This is a genomic window from Flavobacterium xueshanense (assembly GCF_900112975.1).
GTDB lineage: Bacteria > Bacteroidota > Bacteroidia > Flavobacteriales > Flavobacteriaceae > Flavobacterium > Flavobacterium xueshanense.
In genome coordinates this window covers 64,756-82,806 of record NZ_FONQ01000010.1, presented here as the reverse complement: position 1 = coordinate 82,806, position 18,051 = coordinate 64,756, and the positions used below count along the sequence as shown (strand labels likewise).

19 protein-coding genes and 1 tRNA gene are annotated in these 18,051 nt (G+C 33.2%); 11 read left to right on the top strand and 9 right to left on the bottom strand.

All coding sequences use genetic code 11. The annotated features are described in order from the left end of the window. Positions 1–25: 25 nt before the first annotated feature. A complete protein-coding gene (locus BMZ76_RS10625; RefSeq protein ID WP_091205891.1) occupies positions 26–1,462 on the bottom strand; it encodes an NADP-dependent isocitrate dehydrogenase in 1,437 nt (478 codons plus the stop codon). 87 nt (positions 1,463–1,549) lie between these two features. Here BMZ76_RS10625 and BMZ76_RS10620 point away from each other — a divergent pair, with 87 nt between their 5' ends. After that, entirely contained in the window at positions 1,550–2,467 is a 918-nt protein-coding gene (locus BMZ76_RS10620) for a LysR family transcriptional regulator (RefSeq protein WP_091205888.1), read from the top strand. A 198-nt stretch (positions 2,468–2,665) separates the two neighbouring features. On the opposite strand, the gene BMZ76_RS10615 is transcribed toward BMZ76_RS10620, so the two are convergent. Then, a complete protein-coding gene (locus BMZ76_RS10615) occupies positions 2,666–4,216 on the bottom strand; it encodes a DUF2254 family protein (protein WP_091205884.1) in 1,551 nt (516 codons plus the stop codon). A 207-nt stretch (positions 4,217–4,423) separates the two neighbouring features. Further along, complete coding sequence (locus BMZ76_RS10610; protein ID WP_091205880.1) at positions 4,424–6,532, bottom strand: TonB-dependent receptor domain-containing protein; 2,109 nt, start codon at positions 6,530–6,532, stop codon at positions 4,424–4,426. A 225-nt stretch (positions 6,533–6,757) separates the two neighbouring features. On the opposite strand from BMZ76_RS10610, the gene BMZ76_RS10605 reads away from it, so the two are divergent. The 10 genes from BMZ76_RS10605 (at position 6,758) to BMZ76_RS10560 (ending at position 14,851) form a co-directional block, all read left to right on the top strand. Then, on the top strand, positions 6,758–7,102 hold the full coding sequence (locus BMZ76_RS10605) for a DUF2721 domain-containing protein (RefSeq protein ID WP_262987283.1): 345 nt from the start codon (positions 6,758–6,760) through the stop codon (positions 7,100–7,102). A gap of 360 nt (positions 7,103–7,462) precedes the next feature. Then, positions 7,463–8,359 carry a DMT family transporter gene (locus tag BMZ76_RS10600; protein WP_091205876.1) on the top strand — a complete coding sequence of 299 codons (897 nt, stop codon included), beginning with the start codon at positions 7,463–7,465 and terminating at the stop codon, positions 8,357–8,359. A gap of 68 nt (positions 8,360–8,427) precedes the next feature. Continuing rightward, a complete protein-coding gene (locus BMZ76_RS10595; RefSeq protein WP_091205874.1) occupies positions 8,428–8,781 on the top strand; it encodes a DoxX family protein in 354 nt (117 codons plus the stop codon). A 4-nt stretch (positions 8,782–8,785) separates the two neighbouring features. Beyond that, positions 8,786–9,394: an alpha-ketoglutarate-dependent dioxygenase AlkB family protein gene (locus BMZ76_RS10590; protein ID WP_244281793.1), complete on the top strand. Its 609-nt coding sequence runs from the start codon at positions 8,786–8,788 to the stop codon at positions 9,392–9,394. 45 nt (positions 9,395–9,439) lie between these two features. Further along, positions 9,440–10,267, top strand: coding sequence for a sterol desaturase family protein (locus BMZ76_RS10585; protein WP_091205872.1), 828 nt, complete (start codon positions 9,440–9,442; stop codon positions 10,265–10,267). 119 nt (positions 10,268–10,386) lie between these two features. Then, positions 10,387–10,665 carry a DUF2805 domain-containing protein gene (locus BMZ76_RS10580; RefSeq protein WP_091205869.1) on the top strand — a complete coding sequence of 93 codons (279 nt, stop codon included), beginning with the start codon at positions 10,387–10,389 and terminating at the stop codon, positions 10,663–10,665. Between the two features lie 65 nt (positions 10,666–10,730). Next, positions 10,731–11,075, top strand: coding sequence for a hypothetical protein (locus tag BMZ76_RS10575; RefSeq protein ID WP_091205867.1), 345 nt, complete (start codon positions 10,731–10,733; stop codon positions 11,073–11,075). A gap of 1 nt (position 11,076) precedes the next feature. Beyond that, positions 11,077–12,024, top strand: a complete 948-nt coding sequence (locus BMZ76_RS10570) for an alpha/beta hydrolase (RefSeq protein WP_091205864.1) — start codon at positions 11,077–11,079, stop codon at positions 12,022–12,024. A 54-nt stretch (positions 12,025–12,078) separates the two neighbouring features. After that, positions 12,079–13,941, top strand: coding sequence for a M61 family metallopeptidase (locus BMZ76_RS10565; RefSeq protein WP_091205986.1), 1,863 nt, complete (start codon positions 12,079–12,081; stop codon positions 13,939–13,941). A 199-nt stretch (positions 13,942–14,140) separates the two neighbouring features. Further along, positions 14,141–14,851, top strand: a complete 711-nt coding sequence (locus BMZ76_RS10560; protein ID WP_091205861.1) for a DUF4369 domain-containing protein — start codon at positions 14,141–14,143, stop codon at positions 14,849–14,851. A gap of 132 nt (positions 14,852–14,983) precedes the next feature. On the opposite strand, the gene BMZ76_RS10555 is transcribed toward BMZ76_RS10560, so the two are convergent. The 6 genes from BMZ76_RS10555 to BMZ76_RS10530 form a co-directional block, all read right to left on the bottom strand. Continuing rightward, entirely contained in the window at positions 14,984–15,448 is a 465-nt protein-coding gene (locus BMZ76_RS10555; protein WP_091205859.1) for a hypothetical protein, read from the bottom strand. Between the two features lie 131 nt (positions 15,449–15,579). Then, positions 15,580–15,653 (bottom strand) — tRNA-Thr (locus BMZ76_RS10550). Between the two features lie 78 nt (positions 15,654–15,731). Then, positions 15,732–15,998, bottom strand: a complete 267-nt coding sequence (locus BMZ76_RS10545; protein WP_091205856.1) for a hypothetical protein — start codon at positions 15,996–15,998, stop codon at positions 15,732–15,734. Between the two features lie 68 nt (positions 15,999–16,066). Next, positions 16,067–17,029: a type I phosphomannose isomerase catalytic subunit gene (locus BMZ76_RS10540; protein ID WP_091205853.1), complete on the bottom strand. Its 963-nt coding sequence runs from the start codon at positions 17,027–17,029 to the stop codon at positions 16,067–16,069. Positions 17,030–17,182: 153 nt separating this feature from the next. Continuing rightward, on the bottom strand, positions 17,183–17,644 hold the full coding sequence (locus tag BMZ76_RS10535) for a peroxiredoxin (protein ID WP_091205850.1): 462 nt from the start codon (positions 17,642–17,644) through the stop codon (positions 17,183–17,185). Further along, a complete protein-coding gene (locus BMZ76_RS10530; RefSeq protein WP_091205848.1) occupies positions 17,641–18,051 on the bottom strand; it encodes a 6-pyruvoyl trahydropterin synthase family protein in 411 nt (136 codons plus the stop codon). The genes BMZ76_RS10535 and BMZ76_RS10530 overlap by 4 nt, the downstream gene beginning before the upstream one ends.

Below are 18,051 nucleotides of genomic sequence, written 5' to 3'. Positions count from 1 at the left end.
AAATAAATAGTGGCTAAATCATTTTTTATTGACCCTGACCCAATGAAAATGCAATTTTACCATCAAACTTATATAAATTTTCAGTTTTGATACTATCAATATCCGCATCTATAAATTGCTGTAACAATTCAATAATTTCATTCTTACTAACTATTTTGCCATCCTCAGCTTTAAAACGACATCTCCAGTGATCCGTACAAAATGTTTGTTTAAATCCTTCTGGCCAAACTTTGATTCCTCTATTGGTAATCATATTAAGTTTTAAGTTTACAGTTCCTATATTTTTAAGCATCTCTGCTAATACATCAGGTTCAGTTCCATTCCAATGCACAAAAACATCATGACCGACCAAATCTTTTTTAGCAGCTGGTCTTTTCTTATATTTTGGTAGATGTAGAGGTTGACCATTTTTATAATCTACCGCAGGAAGCTGTTTCGGTTTTTGCCCTAAATTTAAGATAACTGCATCCGCAAATTCCGCAGTTCCAACTTTTACGCTACTTACCCCTTCTTTAAATATATCATACGTATGAATACCATCTTCCAGAGTTTTTAACCATGCGTTCTGTATTTTACTGGCCACCTCGTTTTGCCCCATGTGATTTAACATCATTACTGCTCCTTGCAACAATCCCGAAGGATTCGCTACATTTTGTCCAGCCCTTCTAGGCGCCGATCCATGAATTGCCTCAAACATGGCACATTCTTCCCCAATATTAGCTGAACCTGCCAATCCCACAGAGCCTGCAATTTGCGCGGCAATATCTGAAATCACATCACCATATAAATTTAAAGTAACTATGACATCGAAATCTTCGGGTGTATCACTCATCTTTGCAGCACCAATATCTATAATCCAGTGCTCGTTTTCAATTTCAGTATATTCTTTAGCTAACTCATCAAACACTTCATGGAATAATCCGTCAGTTTGCTTCATAATATTGTCTTTCGTAAAACAAGTCACTTTTTTCCTCCCATATTGTTTGGCATATTCAAAAGCATAGCGAACAATTTTTTCACACCCGGGACGGCTGATAATTTTTAGGCACTGGATAACTTCATCGGTTTGTTGATGTTCAATACCAGCGTATAGATCTTCTTCATTTTCACGAATTATGACAATATCCATTTTAGGGTGCTTTGTTTCCACAAAAGGATGCAAACTTATACATGGTCTAACATTAGAATACAATCCTAAGAATTTTCTGGTTGTAACATTAAGACTTTTGTAGCCCCCGCCTTGAGGAGTCGTTATTGGAGCTTTAAGAAAAACTTTATTATTAATTATCGTTTCCCAAGAAGATTTTTCGATTCCGGACGTATTACCTTTTAAGTACACTTTTTCACCAACTTCAATTTCATCAAATTCTATCTGCGCTCCTGCAGCTTTGATAATTTTCAGAGTAGCATCCATGATTTCAGGCCCTATTCCGTCTCCTTTTGCGATTGTTATCCTTTGCATATCTTTATTATTTATTTTCTCCAAAGGTAAAATGGCCTATCCATAAATTTTTATTTATATTTGTAATGATAAACATTAAAATTATTTATGAATTATACGCTCCACCAATTACAGGTATTTTTAAAAATTACCCAAAACAAAAGTATTACGAAGGCGGCAATAGAACTACATCTTACCCAGCCGGCAGTATCTATACAGTTAAGGAATTTTCAAGACCAATTTGATGTTCCACTCACAGAAGTAATTGGACGGAAATTATATGTAACCGATTTTGGGAAAGAAATTGCCATAGCTGCGGAAAAAATATTAAACGAAGTGCATGCCATTAATTATAAAACAATGGCATTTAAAGGACAACTGACCGGACGATTGAAAATTTCCGTTGTATCAACCGGCAAATATGTAATACCTTATTTTTTATCTGATTTTCTGAAACAAAATCAAGGTGTCGAATTACTTCTTGATGTAACGAATAAAACAAAAGTGTTAAAAAATTTAGAAAAGAATGAAGTGGATTTTTCTTTAGTTTCAGTTCTACCAGAAACCTTACAAATTGAAAAAATAGAATTGATGCCCAATACTCTTTACCTTGTTGCCAACATTGATCAACAAATAGGAAATGGAATTCAGGATAAAAAAATCATCGAAAATTTACCAATAATCTATCGCGAGCAAGGATCTGGAACCAGATATATAATGGAAAAATTTATAGAGCAAAACCAGCTAACGGTTTCAAAAAAAATGGTACTCACCTCAAACGAAGCGGTAAAGCAAGCAGTATTGGCAGGACTTGGATGTTCTATAATGCCGATAATTGGTATAAAAAACGAACTCAATAACGGCAGCTTGCAAATCATTCCGGTTAAAGGCTTACCTATTCAATCCAACTGGAATTTAATCTGGCTAAAAGGCAAGAAATTTTCACCTGTAGCAAAAGCGTTTATACAATTTATTGAACAAGAAAAAACGAGAATTATCGAGCAAAAATTTAACTGGATTATTTAATAAATTACTTTAATCATTATAGGAACAAACATAACCTTTGAACAAGATGATTTTGCAGATGGAAACTCTGGCATTTTTTTTGGTTTGCACTGTTGCATTAACGACTTAAAAACGATTTTGATTATTGTACTCTTGGCAAAACAACAAAACATTCACCAAATTTCACTTACCGTTGGCAAATGTCTGTTTTTAATCTTTTTATTCAAGATCATTTCCATTTTTATAAATAGTTTCCTCTACAGTTTTGTAGGCTTTAAGATATTCAATTGCCTCAAATTCAGCAGTTGTAATTTCTAAATTATCGGAATAATGATTTATCTCATAGTGATAGAGAACTCCTTTTAGCTCTAGTTTTGTAATTTGCAATTTTGCTTTTTGCCTAAATCTGGACAATTCCTTCTCTACAATTACTAATTTTTCCTTTGAGATTTTTAGCTTTCCTTTTTTGTATTGTGACAAGTTATAAATTTCAAGAAGATCCATTTCTTCAACTTGTTGAATTAAAATTTTCAAATTAAAAGGATTGTCAACTAATGGTAAAATAATCCTGATTGATCGAAGAATTCTTTTAACCACGGTAGGATCCTCCTTTCCCCACTGAAAAATCTGATCATAGCAAAAGTCAATAAATTCTTCAAAATTAAATTCATTTACTTGTATTTTTTTAGACCCTAAAGTCCTAGAATCTGTTGAAGGGAATTCTCGTATTGCTAATTCTTTTGCTATTTCCCCTATTTGGTCTATACAATTTAAACAGGTAGTTGGATCATTAACCGCAGGAGAAATGGCTTTTATGGCAATGTCTACCAATTTTCTCACACCAAAATTCACATCTTGAGTATGACTTCTAAACAATTTAACTCTAAAAGTATTACTGACAATCGCTCCTACATCTTTCTTCAAACGAATTATCTGATTCATTTGGAGTTCCTCACTAAAAACTAATACCATAAGCGTAGTGGTATCTTTCATAATAAATTCCCCTACAATAGGTTTTTGATATGCGTTTTCAAAAAATAATCCCACATCAGAACTACTGATATATTCCGTTATTTTTTCCAATTTTTTATAATTCACGCTATCCAAATAGCCCGTTTCAAATGGGCTTACGATTTTTATTTGAAATTTATTTTGGTTTATTTTGGAACGTTTGTAAAGCAGATTTTTTCCAACACTCCAATTTTCCTGATACAACACATTGATCTCTTCAACCATTTCCGATTTAATTCCATTTGTTATACTGGAGACATTCATGTTTATACTTAAATAACTAATCATGTTAGGATAAGACCATACTAAACAATAAAATGCAAGAAGAGAGCCTGTGGTAAGTGTTAAAAGAAAAGAAGTTTGGTAAAAAACAGAAGCCAATTGAGGTAACACACACAACGAAATTGTACCCACAAATAATCCGATAAATTGTTGCATTTTAATATTATTTGATAAAAAATGTCTCAAAATTCGGGGTGAAAACTGAGAAGATGCGAGTTGCATTACAACAAAAATAACAGAGAAGGTAGTTAATGAAATTCCAATAAGAATAGAGATTAAAATCGTAGAAACCGGAATTAGCCGATTGTAAATTTCCATTTCATTGATTTTGAATTTCATTCCAAAATCAACATAATAGTCAATTGTCAATAAAACAGAACCAATAATAAACGCATAAATACCACTGGTAAATGTGCCCAGATGTTTTATTTGATGTTCCAATATATTCTTGACCCGCTGTCTTAATTTTTGTACCATAATTTAAATTTCAATAGGTAAATTTAGCCTAAATATGTCCTTATCCGATAGATTTAGCTTGCTTTGTACGTTAAACAGACCAGTAACCGATACAGTAAACTTAGCAAAAGCCTATCAAAACCTATTAATAAGGAGAGGCATTAACGGCTTTCTTAAAAAAAAGTTTTGATAAAATTTGATAAAATTCTAAACACAAAAACAGTATCTTTATTGATTCAAGATATTTCCTCCCTCTTCTTTTTTCTCTTTATTTAATAAATTAGGATCTTCTTTTGCCAATTTGTTTTTGGTTGGAATTTTATAATTTATACTGAACCCAAAACGACGCGTATCATTTTTATTCGCTAATAACAAAGGCGTACCAACAGAACTGAACACAAATCGATTCGAATTAAAGATATCGTCAGCACTTATGGAAACTGACAACTGGTCTTTGAAAAACTTTTTAGAAAACGTTAAATCAAGCGTATTATTAAAAGGTTTTTCTGCAATGAAATAAAAATAATTCCCCTTAGACATGATGTAATTAAAGTTAGCTACAAACTTGATGTCTTTTGGCAAGACAATTTGAGACATCAAATTAAACATCCAGAAACCATTGGTCTTAATTTCAGGAATTTGATGAAACTGATATGCTGTATACACATATAAAAAATTCATTTTATCCGGATTAATATTCATTTTCATAGTTTCTTTAAGTCCTTCTGTAAACAACATATACGGAATAGGCATTCCCACATTAAAATTGTGAATTTTAATTTGAGGAACATTTATATTTGTATTTTCCACGACATCATCTGTAAGCAACACTCTGTTGATCACCTGATTTTGAGCAGAACTTACGTTATAACCGATAAAAGCATAATCGAAAGCACTTAATTTTGCTTCATAATTATCAAAAATAGTAGGTTGCAAATTAGGATTTCCAGAGTAATCTATATTTGGATTTTGATAATTAGTGTTGTTTGGATTAAGAGCAGAAGTGCTTGGCAAACTTATTTTCTTATTGTAATTCACATTAAAATAAACCGAATTACTGAAATTATATTGAGCACTTGCATTTGGAAAAAAACGGAATTGTTTAAACGGAATTAAATCGGCGGTGTTAGTTTTTCCGGTAATATTGTAATCCTCGGCTCTACCTCCCACAATAAAATTGAACTTGTCAAATTTTGATTGTAGCTCTCCATAAGCTGATGTTGTTTTTCGTTGATAATCCAGATTGACAATTTCCATGTTTTGGGTTTCAAAAAGAAGCGCTTCATACAAACCTCCAAAGCTTATTTTCCCTTCATCAGAAAATGCAATAGGTTGCGAATAATCAAATTTAGCATTGTACAACCGCTGTGTTGAAGCATTATCTAATATGGCAATGTTATTCGTTCTTGAATTCAGTGTGAAATCATTTTGATTACTGTTATAATTGAATTTGAAGTCTAATTTTTTAGATTTATCCTCAAACTTTTTTTGGAAAGTAACAACAAAATCCTGACGTAAAGCATCTGTAAAGGAATCATCATTAGTATTGAAACCGGGACCATTTCCTAATGTATTGCTATTATTATTGCTGTAATTCACATCGTAATTAAATAACAAGCGGTCGTTACCAATATCAAACGTCAGTGCGGATTTCGCAAAATTAGTACGTCCGAAGCGATCTGCTTCCGTAATGGAAAGTATCGAAGTCGTATTGTTTTCTTTTGTAGTCAGTGAAGTCCACACCGCAGATTCTCTATAATTTTGTCCAACATTCAATTGCCATCCAAAATATTTATTCTTAGCGCTTAACAACAAACTATTATTGATTCTCCATCGCAAATGGTCGTAACTCGTAAAATTAGTGCTATTCGTATATGTAGCGCTCAAGTAATTTTTAGCGTTTTTATTGGTGATGATATTCATGATCGCACCACCCGAAGTAGCAGGGAACTCTGCCCCTGGTTGTGTGATAATTTCAATTTTTTCAATTGCGTTCGCAGGCATTCCTTCCAGAAAAGAATTTAATTCATTAGAAGTAATATTAAGCGGTCTTCCGTCCATAAAAACATCCAACTGTTTGCCTTGATACATCATCCCGGCAACATCTGAAGCGATAAGTCCAGGTAATTTTTTGATCCCTTCTAATACCGATCCGGAATTTAAACTGGGCTGACCGGAAAAATCAAATATAGTTCTATCCGCTTTCTGTTCAATTGCTTTTTTAGTTTTTACAATTGCAACTTCATTCAGTTCTACTGCTTTTTTGGGTTCTTCTTGAGCTGAGAGTGTGAATATTGCTCCTAAAAAAAACATACTCAATAAATAATTCTTCTTCATCGTTTCTATTTGTGTTACTCTTTTAGTAGTACTAAGCTTCTAAACGTTACCAAAAAACGAACTGATTTTAGAAAATTGTTATTTTTCATAAGACTACAAGATCGATTTTAATACAGAATAACGAACTTTGTAATTCGTTTTAAATTACAATTCAAAACTAAATTAAAAATGATTTTACAAATAGAAACTTTTGCCTTACTTTTTGGTGCAACCTCGCTAATTTAATTGGCTTATACCAATCGGTTTTTGACTATCGCCACAATTGTAAGAAGTTTAAAAAAAACGTACAAGGAAAAACAAAATGATGTGATTTTATTGGAAATTAAAAATCTGAATTTACGCTTAACTTTGATTCGCAACATGCAAATGGCTGGAGTATTAAGTCTGTTTTTATCTGTTTTTGCAATGCTGCTATTATTCTTGGAACAACAAACGGCTGGAATTTACCTTTTCGGACTAAGTTTATTAGCACTATTAATATCATTATTATTATCGTTTTGGGAAATCAGTATTTCCGTTAACGGATTGCGATTGCATTTAAGCGATTTAGCAGATCAAGAAGTAAAATAACTCGTTGGAACAATTATTTTAATTTGAAAAAATATAAAAAATAAACACATAGAAACATAGAAAAAAGATTGGTATAGCCCAATTATTGGGTTCACAATGCAATGATTTACTGCAATTAAGTGTAACGTCTTGATAGAAATGTATAAAAACTATGTTTCTATGTATTAAAAAAACCTGATTTGTACGCAACGGATTAAAATAAACCCAGCATTCACCTGAGAATCCAATCGATTTAATTTAAATCCCCTCCTTGCGACTAATATTCATAACAGAATTAAAGTCTTAAATATTAACTTCTAGTTTATAACTCATAAAAGGAACTAAACCTTATCTTTGCCCGCTTTTTAAAATTGAAAAAAAATGATAAAGAATAATGTACTAAAAGGAGTTTTTCTGGTAGGTCTTGGCGCAACGAGTTATGGAATGCTGGCAACTTTAGTAAAAATAGCCTATGGAGAAGGTTTTACTACTCCCGAAGTAACCATTGCACAATTTGGGTATGGAATATTGGGAATGCTGCTTATCAACATGTTCCAAAAAGCTAAAAAAGGAGGTGACGTTATAAAAGCCTCCAAGAAAAACATTACTCAACTAATGCTGGCGGGAACTTCGCTCGGAATGACGAGTATTTTTTATTATTTGGCGGTCAAATACATTCCCGTTTCTATTGCTATCGTTTTACTGATGCAAACCGTTTGGATGGGGGTTTTATTCGAAATGATTTTAGAAAAGAAAAGACCTTCCACTCAAAAAATCATCTCGGTAATTATAATTTTAGTTGGAACGGCACTTGCCACAAATCTTATACAAAGCAAAGCAGAATTAGACTGGCGCGGAATCGTTTTAGGACTTATGGCCGCCGCTTCCTTTACCACAACCATGTTTACCGCTAATCGTCTGGCAACGCACGTTTCCTCAGCGCAACGTAGTTTATACATGCTCCTCGGTGGTGCTTTTATCGTAACCGGATTTGCATTAGCAACACAAACTACTCCTTTCAAATTTGAGATTTTCATGAAATGGGGAATAATACTGGCGCTTTTTGGAACTATAATTCCACCTTTGTTGTTCAATGCTGGTTTCCCTCTTACCGGAATTGGTCTGGGAAGCATTGTATCTGCACTGGAACTTCCGGTTTCAGTACTGATGGCATACTTTCTTTTGAGTGAAAACGTGAGTTTAATCCAATGGATTGGAATTATTTTAATCATCGTGGCAATTGTGATTATGAACGTGAATTTTAAGAAAACGACTTAATTTCTATTTAAAAACATTTGTATTTATTTCATTAAAAATTTTATAAATTCGTATCAAATAACTTTATTATGAATTTACCTTGGCATATATATGTGATGGCTTTCGTTTACTTTATTGCAGGATTAAACCATTTCAGAAATCCGAGATTATACCTGAAAATCATTCCTCCTTCTTTCCCGAATCCAAAATTACTAAACTACGTAAGCGGTCTAGCGGAAATAATTTTGGGAATTGCATTGTGCATCCCTGAACTTTCAAGCTACGCTGCATGGGGAGTAATCGCGTTATTAATTGCAGTTTTCCCAACGCATTTGTATATGTATTTCGATGAAAAAGCAAGAATGGGTTTGCCTAAATGGGTTTTGCTTTTGCGAATGCCTTTACAATTAGTTCTCATTTTTTGGGCCTACCAATACACATAAAGCTGTGAAATCACTTTTCGAATCCTTATCAAACCACATCTTTCTTGACTTGCCGGACGCTGATATTATTTATTATCCTCAGTTTTTTGACAAAGAGCAAGCCGATCTTATTTTTGCAGAATTAATAAAAGATGTCCCCTGGCAACACGATGAAATTCGGGTGTATGGAAAAATTCATCCGCAGCCGCGCTTGACTGCTTTGTTTGGAAACGAAGGAAAACCCTATTCCTATTCGAATATAACCATGGAGCCGCATCCTTGGAATTTGCTTTTGCAAAAGCTGAAAACGGAAATCGAAAAAGTTTCGGATACAATTTTTACAACTGTTTTACTCAATCAGTATCGCGACGGAAAGGACAGCAACGGCTGGCATGCCGATAACGAAAAAGAATTAGGGATAAATCCTGTAATTGCTTCGTTAAGTTTTGGCGTAGAACGCACGTTTCAGCTGAAACATAATTTGGACAAAGACCAGAAAAAAAGCATCGTTCTGGAACATGGAAGTTTACTTCTGATGAAAGGAACCACACAACATTTCTGGAAACATCAAATTCCAAAAACCGCAAAATCCATTGGTCCCAGAATAAATGCTACTTTTCGGGTAATCAAATAGATATTTTCTAAAAAATTTATTAGATTTGGAATAAATACTTAAATCATGGATGCTATTGTTACTTATTTTTCGACGATTCCTTCGTCACACCGAAGCTTAATTCTGGTGGGCGGAATCACTTTTTTTTGGTTAATAGAAAATGCTTTTCCGTTATTTAATTTCACGTACAAAAAATGGCATCATGCGGGTATTAACATTTTCATGACGTTCACGACTATTCTTGTCAACTTTTGTCTAGCTTTTATTTTATTGAAAGCAGCTGATTGGACTATTGCCAATAATTTTGGAATATTACAATGGCTTCCTGAAATGTCATTGTGGCTTTACGCTTTAGTCGGATTGCTTTTATTGGATTTGATTGGTGCCTATCTAGTACATTTAGTGGAACATAAAACCAAATTTTTATGGCGTTTCCATTTAATCCACCACACAGATACTTGGATTGACATTACAACCGCGAACAGGCATCATCCGGGAGAAAGTGTAATTCGCTTTGCATTTACGGCAATCGGTGTTTTAATCATAGGAAGTCCCATGTGGCTGGTTTTTCTCTACCAAACATTATCTGTTGTGGCTACGCAATTCAATCACGCAAATATTTCTCTTCCTAAAAAGGTTGATACTTTTTTAAGTTATTTTATCGTTTCTCCGGATATGCACAAAGTTCACCACCACTATGTTTTACCTTATACGGATAGTAACTATGGAAATATTTTTTCAATTTGGGACAGGCTTTTCGGGACTTTCATGACGCTTCCTAAATCAGATATTATTTACGGAATCGATACACATCTGAATCCTGAGGAACACAATGAATTAAAAAATTTATTAAAAATACCCTTTAAAAAAGCCGCTTTAAAAGAAAACCAGTAAAAAGAATAAAAAAAATGTCCATTTGAGAAAATTTAATTATTTTTTTTCTTAATATTGATATCGAATTAGAAATGAAATTTATTAATCATTAACAACTTATTTGAATTAATTTTCACGTGATGAAAAAGAGTAACCGAAAAGAATTGAACTGGGAGCAAACAGAAAAACTTGTTACAATGGCTTTAGAAGAAAAAAATCCTTTTGAAGTCATAAAAAAAGAATTTGGTCTAGCAGAAAAAGAGATTCTTGAGATCATGAAAAAGAAGATGCCCGCAGAAAAATTCGAAATGTGGAAAAAGAAAGCAACTGCCAATAAACCAAAACCAAAACCCGTTAAGATTGATAATTTTGACGAAGACCTAGATGGTAAATACTACATAAAAAATAAATTAGATTAAAGATTGAAACTCCTGATATCCGGGAGTTTTTGTTTTTATGCAATTAACTTTTTTTCAACTCAATAATGGTTTCACTTACATCAAAAGACAACGAATTTATCTTTAACATTCTTGGAAGTCATAAATTTTGGGCTTTCGAAAATAATATTAGAGTACCCAAAAATAAAATCATCCGAGCGTATCAAAGCAATGATGAGTTTACTTTTTGGATTGGTTGGAAAATGCCAGGGACCCAATTACCATGGGTTATTACTGCTGGAACTTATATAAAAAAAGGAAAACGTAATTTTTGGGATGTTTGCAATAAAAAAAATGCAATTATTGTCGAACTCAAAGATTCCTATTATAATAAATTAATCATTGAAGTTGAAAATCCTGCAATGATAATGAACTTATTAAACGAAAAATAAAATGAAGAAATTATTATTCCTATTGATGGCATTTTTTTCAATACCAATTTATTCCCAAACAGAAACTGCGGTTAAATCTTTTAATAAAGAAGAAATTGCTGTAAATTCATTGATCAATGGTTCGCTGTATTCGCCTTTAAAACAAAATAGGAAAACCAACCTTGTAATACTCATTGCTGGTTCAGGACCTACAGATAGAGATGGCAATCAAAAAGGATTGGCCAATAACTCTTTAAAATACGTATCCGAAGAATTAGCAAAAAATGATATTGCTGTTTTTAGCTATGATAAAAGAATCATTGCTCAAATGAAAAGTGGAACCGTGAATGAGGCAACGCTAACTTTTAATGATTTCATTACCGATGCGAGATCCGTTTTGTTATTTTTTAAAAATAAAAAAAAATACAACAAAATAGTAATTGCAGGGCACAGTGAAGGTTCCTTGATAGGAATGATTGCCGCAAATGAAAAAGCAGACGCTTTTATCTCATTGGCAGGAGCGGGAAGAACTATTGATGCAGTTTTAGTAGAACAGATTACAAAACAAGCGCCTTTTCTAAAAGAAGAAACACAAAAAAATCTCGATATCCTTAAAAGCGGAAAAACTTTCGAATTAAAAAATCCGATGTTAGCTTCCATTTTTAGAGAGAGTATTCAGCCTTATATGATTTCATGGATACAATACAACCCACAAATTGAAATTGCAAAATTACAAATGCCGGTACTAATAGTAAACGGAACCAAAGATTTACAAGTAGCTATTTCAGAAGCGGAACTGTTAAAAAAAGCAAAGCCCGAGGGTGAACTCGTTTTGATTGAAAATATGAATCATATTTTTAAAAAAATTAGCGGAGACGATACTGAAAACATGAAATCCTATTCTAATCCTGATGTACCAATTGCTACAAAATTAACAAGCACCATAACAACATTTGTAAAATCACTTTAAGCTGTAACAATTGTACAATTGAGAAGACTAACAACAACAAACAAAACAAACAAAATGAAAAGAATACTTTATTCACTGGCATTTGCTTCGATTCTTTGGAGCTGTAAAACTGCAAACCCGGCTGTTGCTGCTATTGCAAAAAAACAAGTAGACGTTGCCATTAATTTGAACGATGTAAAAGATGACAAGGTTATGGTCACTATAACATCGCCTAAAATCAATACTGAAGAAGTGACGTACAGCGTTCCTAAAATTATTCCCGGAACCTATTCAATAGATGATTACGGAAAATACATCGAAGATTTCAAAGCTTTTGACAGCAAAGGAAACCTACTTGCCACGACAAAAACCGATGACAACACTTGGAATATCAAGAATGCGAAATCATTGGTAAAAATCACTTATTTGGTAAACGATACATTCGATACTGAAAAAGGCGGCGGTTTTGGTCAAAATGATATTTTCTCTCCTGCTGGAACAAATATAGATGCTGGTAAAAACTTTATGCTAAACATGCATGGTTTTGTGGGATATTTTCAAGACAAAAAAGATTTCGCCTACACCGTAAGCATCTCACATCCTGAAATGCTTTGGGGCGCGACTTCAATGACCGACTTGGATGCGAGTACGACCAATGATGTTTTTAAAACGCTACGTTACGCTGAATTGGTTGAAAATCCAGTTATGTATGCTAAACCGGATTACACTACTTTCACTGTAGATGGTATGGAAATCCTTATTGGCGTATACTCTCCTACTGGAAAAGTAACTGCCGAAAGCATCACTCCGGAGATGAAAACAATGATGATTGCTCAGAAAACTTTTTTAGGAAAAATTAATGCTACTAAAAAATACACTGTTTTACTGTATTTATCAAGCATGACACCTACTGACGCAAAAGGATTTGGAGCTTTAGAACATCCAACAGCTACGACAGTTGTTTTACCGGAAATGATGCCTAAATCCGAATTGGTTAAATCAATGAAAGATGTTGTTTCACATGAGTTTTTCCATATTGTAACTCCTTTAACGATTCATTCTAAAGAGATTCAGTATTTTGATTACAATACGCCAAAAATGTCAGAACATTTATGGATGTATGAAGGTGTAACGGAATATTTCGCCAATCTTTTTCAGATTAATCAAGGCTTAATTACGGAAGAGGAGTTTTACACGCGTATGTCTGAAAAAATTGAACATGCAAACGCAATGAATGACACGATGCCTTTCACTACGATGAGTGCAAATGTGTTGACAGAACCTTTCAAAGCCCAATATTTGAACGTATATGAAAAAGGAGCATTGATTGGAATGTGTTTGGATATCATCATCAGAGAAAAAAGTAAGGGCGAAAGAGGAATTCTTGATTTGATGCAAAAATTATCCAATGAATATGGTGCATCAAAACCATTTAATGACAATGAACTTTTTGCTAAAATAACGTCATTTACATACCCTGAAGTGGGTGCTTTTTTGACTACTTATGTTTCTGGTACAACCCCAATTCCTTACGATGTATATCTGGCTAAAGTTGGTGTTACAAAATCTGTTGAAAAAGTTCCGGGAAATGTATTCTTGAAAGGACAAACGCCATACATTACCGTAAACCAACAAACAAAAGAAATCATTGTGATACCAAATATGGAGCTCAATGTGTTTTATAGTAATCTTGGTTTAAAAGGTGGAGATATTATAGTATCCATCAATAACAAGCCGTATTCATTAGACAATATTTACGAAATGATTACTGAAAGTCAAAACTGGAAAGAAAATGATGCTATCGCAATTAAAATAAAACGTGATGGCAAAGAACAAATAATCAAAGGAAAAGTAAAGTTTCCTTATGAAGAAAAAGAAGGCCTTAGAGCAACTGATGCGACAAAAAAAGCGTTGAAAGAAGCTTGGTTCAAAGCATAACTTCTACAAGAATTTTAAGAAATCCCAATTTAGAAATTAGATTGGGATTTTTTTTGTAAAATTTGAATGCGTTACCAAAATCTTTCCAACAATTTTCTTTATTTTGCGCAAAAATAGAAACACCAATTAAATCGCAATCATTCCAATAAAATCATAACCAGAATAGCAATTCCTTATCCAAAACAAATTTTAACTACACATGAAAAAAACTATTATTGCATTCGTTGCACTCCTTTTATTATCCGCCTGCAACCAGAATGAATCTAAAGGCAATGTACACATTACCGGAAATATAAAAGGATTGAAAAAAGGGACCTTGTACATTCAAAGAATCGTTGATACAACATTGGTAGCCATTGACACAATCAATATTAATGGGAGTGCTGCTTTCGAAAGCGATCTTGATCTTAAATCCCCAGAAATGCTTTATTTATTCTTGGACAGAGGCGTGAGCAATTCTTTAGACAACAATCTGCCTTTTTTTGCTGAACCGGGTAACATAACTATCGAAACCACTTTAGACCATTATTTATCTGATGCCAAAATTACAGGATCAAAAAATCAGGAAATATACGAAGAGTATAAAAAAATTAATTCCCGTTTTACAAATGAGAATCTTTCTCTGATTGAAAAAAAATTCAATGCAATCAAAAGTCAAAACACAAAAGCAGTTGACAGTCTGAGTGCAAAACAAGATTCTAATATCAAACGAAAATATTTATTTGCTACTAATTTTGCATTAAATAACAGAAACTTCGAGGTATCACCTTATATCGCCTTATCGGAGATTTATGACATCAATGTAAAATACTTAGATACAATTCAAAAATCAATGTCTCCAAAAGTAGCAAAATCACTGTACGGTAAAAAACTAACGGAGTATATTGCCACAGTTAAGAATCAAAAATAAACGATTCCTTTTATAACAAAATAACAAAAACCATCTTGATAAAAACAAGATGGTTTTTTGGTTTATCATAGAAATGTTTTCAATATTCGAATAAAAAGCATTTGGCATCATTAATAAGCTACAGCTAATTATTTAAGCATTATTAAATGACATTCCGGCAACAATCATCCCGATAAACATTAAAAAATAAAGAGAGAAAACTACCAAAGTCATAATTCCTATATATTTATAATGCGATTTTAGATATTCTAAAGAAATAGTCAAGGTTTCGGAATTATTATTTTTGAATGCTCTTTTAGCATTTGAGGCAAACTTATTCAGGTAATATGCCGGAAAGAAATATAGCACCGCAATCAAAAAGTAAACAAAAGCCATTACGATTCCAAAAGAAGATCCCATGGCTCCCATTGCAGGATTCATCTTGCTCATGCTAGAGAAAAGTGTCCCGGCAAATAATGCCGCAAAAATGATAAAACCTATTCCTATGAAACCCAGGATGGATAAAAAATAGGCCCACTTTGCGGTTTCCTTCAAAAAGTCTTTTGCGGACTCACTTAGTTTCATCTCGAAACTTTCAACAACTGAATGCTCTTCCATAATATATTTGGTTTTAGGTTAGATTTCAAATTTAACCTAAAAATTAGGACATTCAATAAAAGCAGAACTCATTTCTCATTTTTACCAAAAACAAAAAACCACTTAACAAAAGTTAAGTGGTTTTATTAAAGAGCCGGCGGAGGGACTCGAACCCACGACCTGCTGATTACAAATCAGCTGCTCTAGCCAACTGAGCTACGCTGGCGACTCATTACGGGTGCAAATATAAGTCTGAATTTCTATTTTCCAAAACAAATTCAAACTTTTTTTGCGTTTTCTTTAACTACAATTCGTTGATTTTAGCAATCAATTGATTAGCAGTTTGTTCCAATTCAACATTGATTTGTTTGAAGTGTGCCTTTTTATCTTCTACTTTTTTAACATTCACTTTAGTGATCAAAGTGTCAAAAGCAGCGATAGCTTCATCAATTAAAGCATTAGTTTCTGTTGTTGGTTTTCCTGTAGTAGAAATTTCGAATAAGTAAACTGCTTCAATAATATCTCCTAAAACGTAGTTGATGTCTTTTTTTAAATTTTTAACGTTTGCCATTTTTATTTTTTTAAAATTTGAATTTTAATTTGCGTCTGCAAAAGTACACATAATCTTTCTATTACCGACTATGAAATGTAAATTTCTAAAATTGAAGCTTTTCCATTAAGAATGAATTTCTTCATAGCTGCTGGAATCAAAACAGTGTCTCCTTTTATATAGTGCAATTTTGAATTGTTGTTTTCTATTTCGAAAGATCCGCCCAAGCACATATAAACCGTAAAACTTTCCCCGGATTTAGAAACCGAAATTTCTCCGTCCAACGGAATAAAATTAGTTGTAAAATAAGGACAGTCAACAATTTCGTTTGACTCATTTACATTCTTCGTATACTCTTTTTTGGTTTGTACTTTATTATAATTGATGGCATCCATAGCTAAATCAACGTGTAATTCTCTGGTATTTCCATGAATATCCACTCTGTCAAAATCATAGATACGATAGGTAATATCTGAAGTTTGTTGAATCTCGGCAACTACTAATCCAGCGCCAATAGCGTGAACCGTACCCGTTTCTAAAAAGAAAACATCACCCAATTGTACTTTTACTGAATCAAGAATAGAAAGTAATGTTTTGTTTTTTAGATTTTCTAAATATTCCGCCGCATCTGAATCTTCTTTGAACCCTACAATGATTCTGGCGTCATTATCCGCTTGCATGACATACCACATTTCAGTTTTACCAAAAGAATTATGTCTTTTTTTAGCCAAAGCATCGTTAGGATGCACTTGAATGGACAAATCCTCGCTGGCATCCAGATACTTAAAAAGCAATGGGAATTGTTTTCCGAATCTGGCATGAACTTCCGTTCCTACTATTTCATCGGGAAACTCATTAATAATTGCAGTAAATGATTTTCCTTTCCATTCTCCGTTGACCACAACACTTACGTCACCTTCAACTGTAGACAACTCCCAACTTTCGCCAGTGTTATTAGTAGTAATTGGCTTATTAAGTACTGTTTTTAGTTTTTCACCACCCCAGATTCTTTCTTTAAAAATGGGTTCGAATTGTAATGGATAAAATTTCATATTAGGCTGGGTTTTTTTTCGAAAGTCAAATGTACAAAACCAATATTTTTTTAAATAACAATTGGCACATTTACTTCAATAATTAAAGCAAACTTACTACAGATTACAAAACAAGGAAGAAATAAGATAAATAGCTTGTGCTACTTTTTTAATCTACGATACTATTTTTTTGATGGTTTCAAGGGCTTTTGATATATGCTTTGTTGCCAATACACTATCAAAAATCATTTGTATTACTCCATTTTTGTCGGTTACATAGGTCACTCTTCCCGGTAATAACCCAAACATTCCAGCAGGGACACCAAAGAGTTTCCTAATTTTTTTATCCGAATCCGACAAAAGAATAAAAGGCAACTTGAATTGTTTACTGAATTTTTGATGGGAAGTAACGCTATCACTGCTAATGCCAATCACCTCAGCTCCCAAATCTTTAAAATCTTCATATTGATCTCTAAAACTGCAGGCTTGTGCGGTGCAACCAGGAGTATTGTCTTTTGGATAAAAATAAATAACAAGAGGTTTGAGGCCTACTGCATTTGCACTGTCAAAATCATTTCCATTGGTATCTTTTGCGGTAAAACGAGGAATGGTATCCCCTACTTTTAGTTCTTTCATTCTCCTTTGTAGGTTACAAAATTACGAGGCGTTTCATAAAGCACCACTTCCAATTCAAATTCCGCCTTAATTCTTTTTCTGATTTTATTCCAAATGACTACCACAATATTTTCGGCTGTTGGATTCAAATGTTCAAATTCAGGAACATCCAGATTCAGGTTTTTATGATCGAACTGATTCTCAACTTCCTCTTTAATAATATCACTTAAAAATTTTACATCCATGACATATCCTGTTTCAGGATCAATCTCACCGGTAACGCTTACTGTCAAATCATAGTTATGTCCGTGGAAATTAGGATTATTGCACTTCCCAAAAACAGCATCATTTTGCTCAAAAGTCCAATCTTTTCTGTGTAATCTATGGGCCGCATTAAAATGGGCTTTTCTTGAAATAGTAACTTTCAT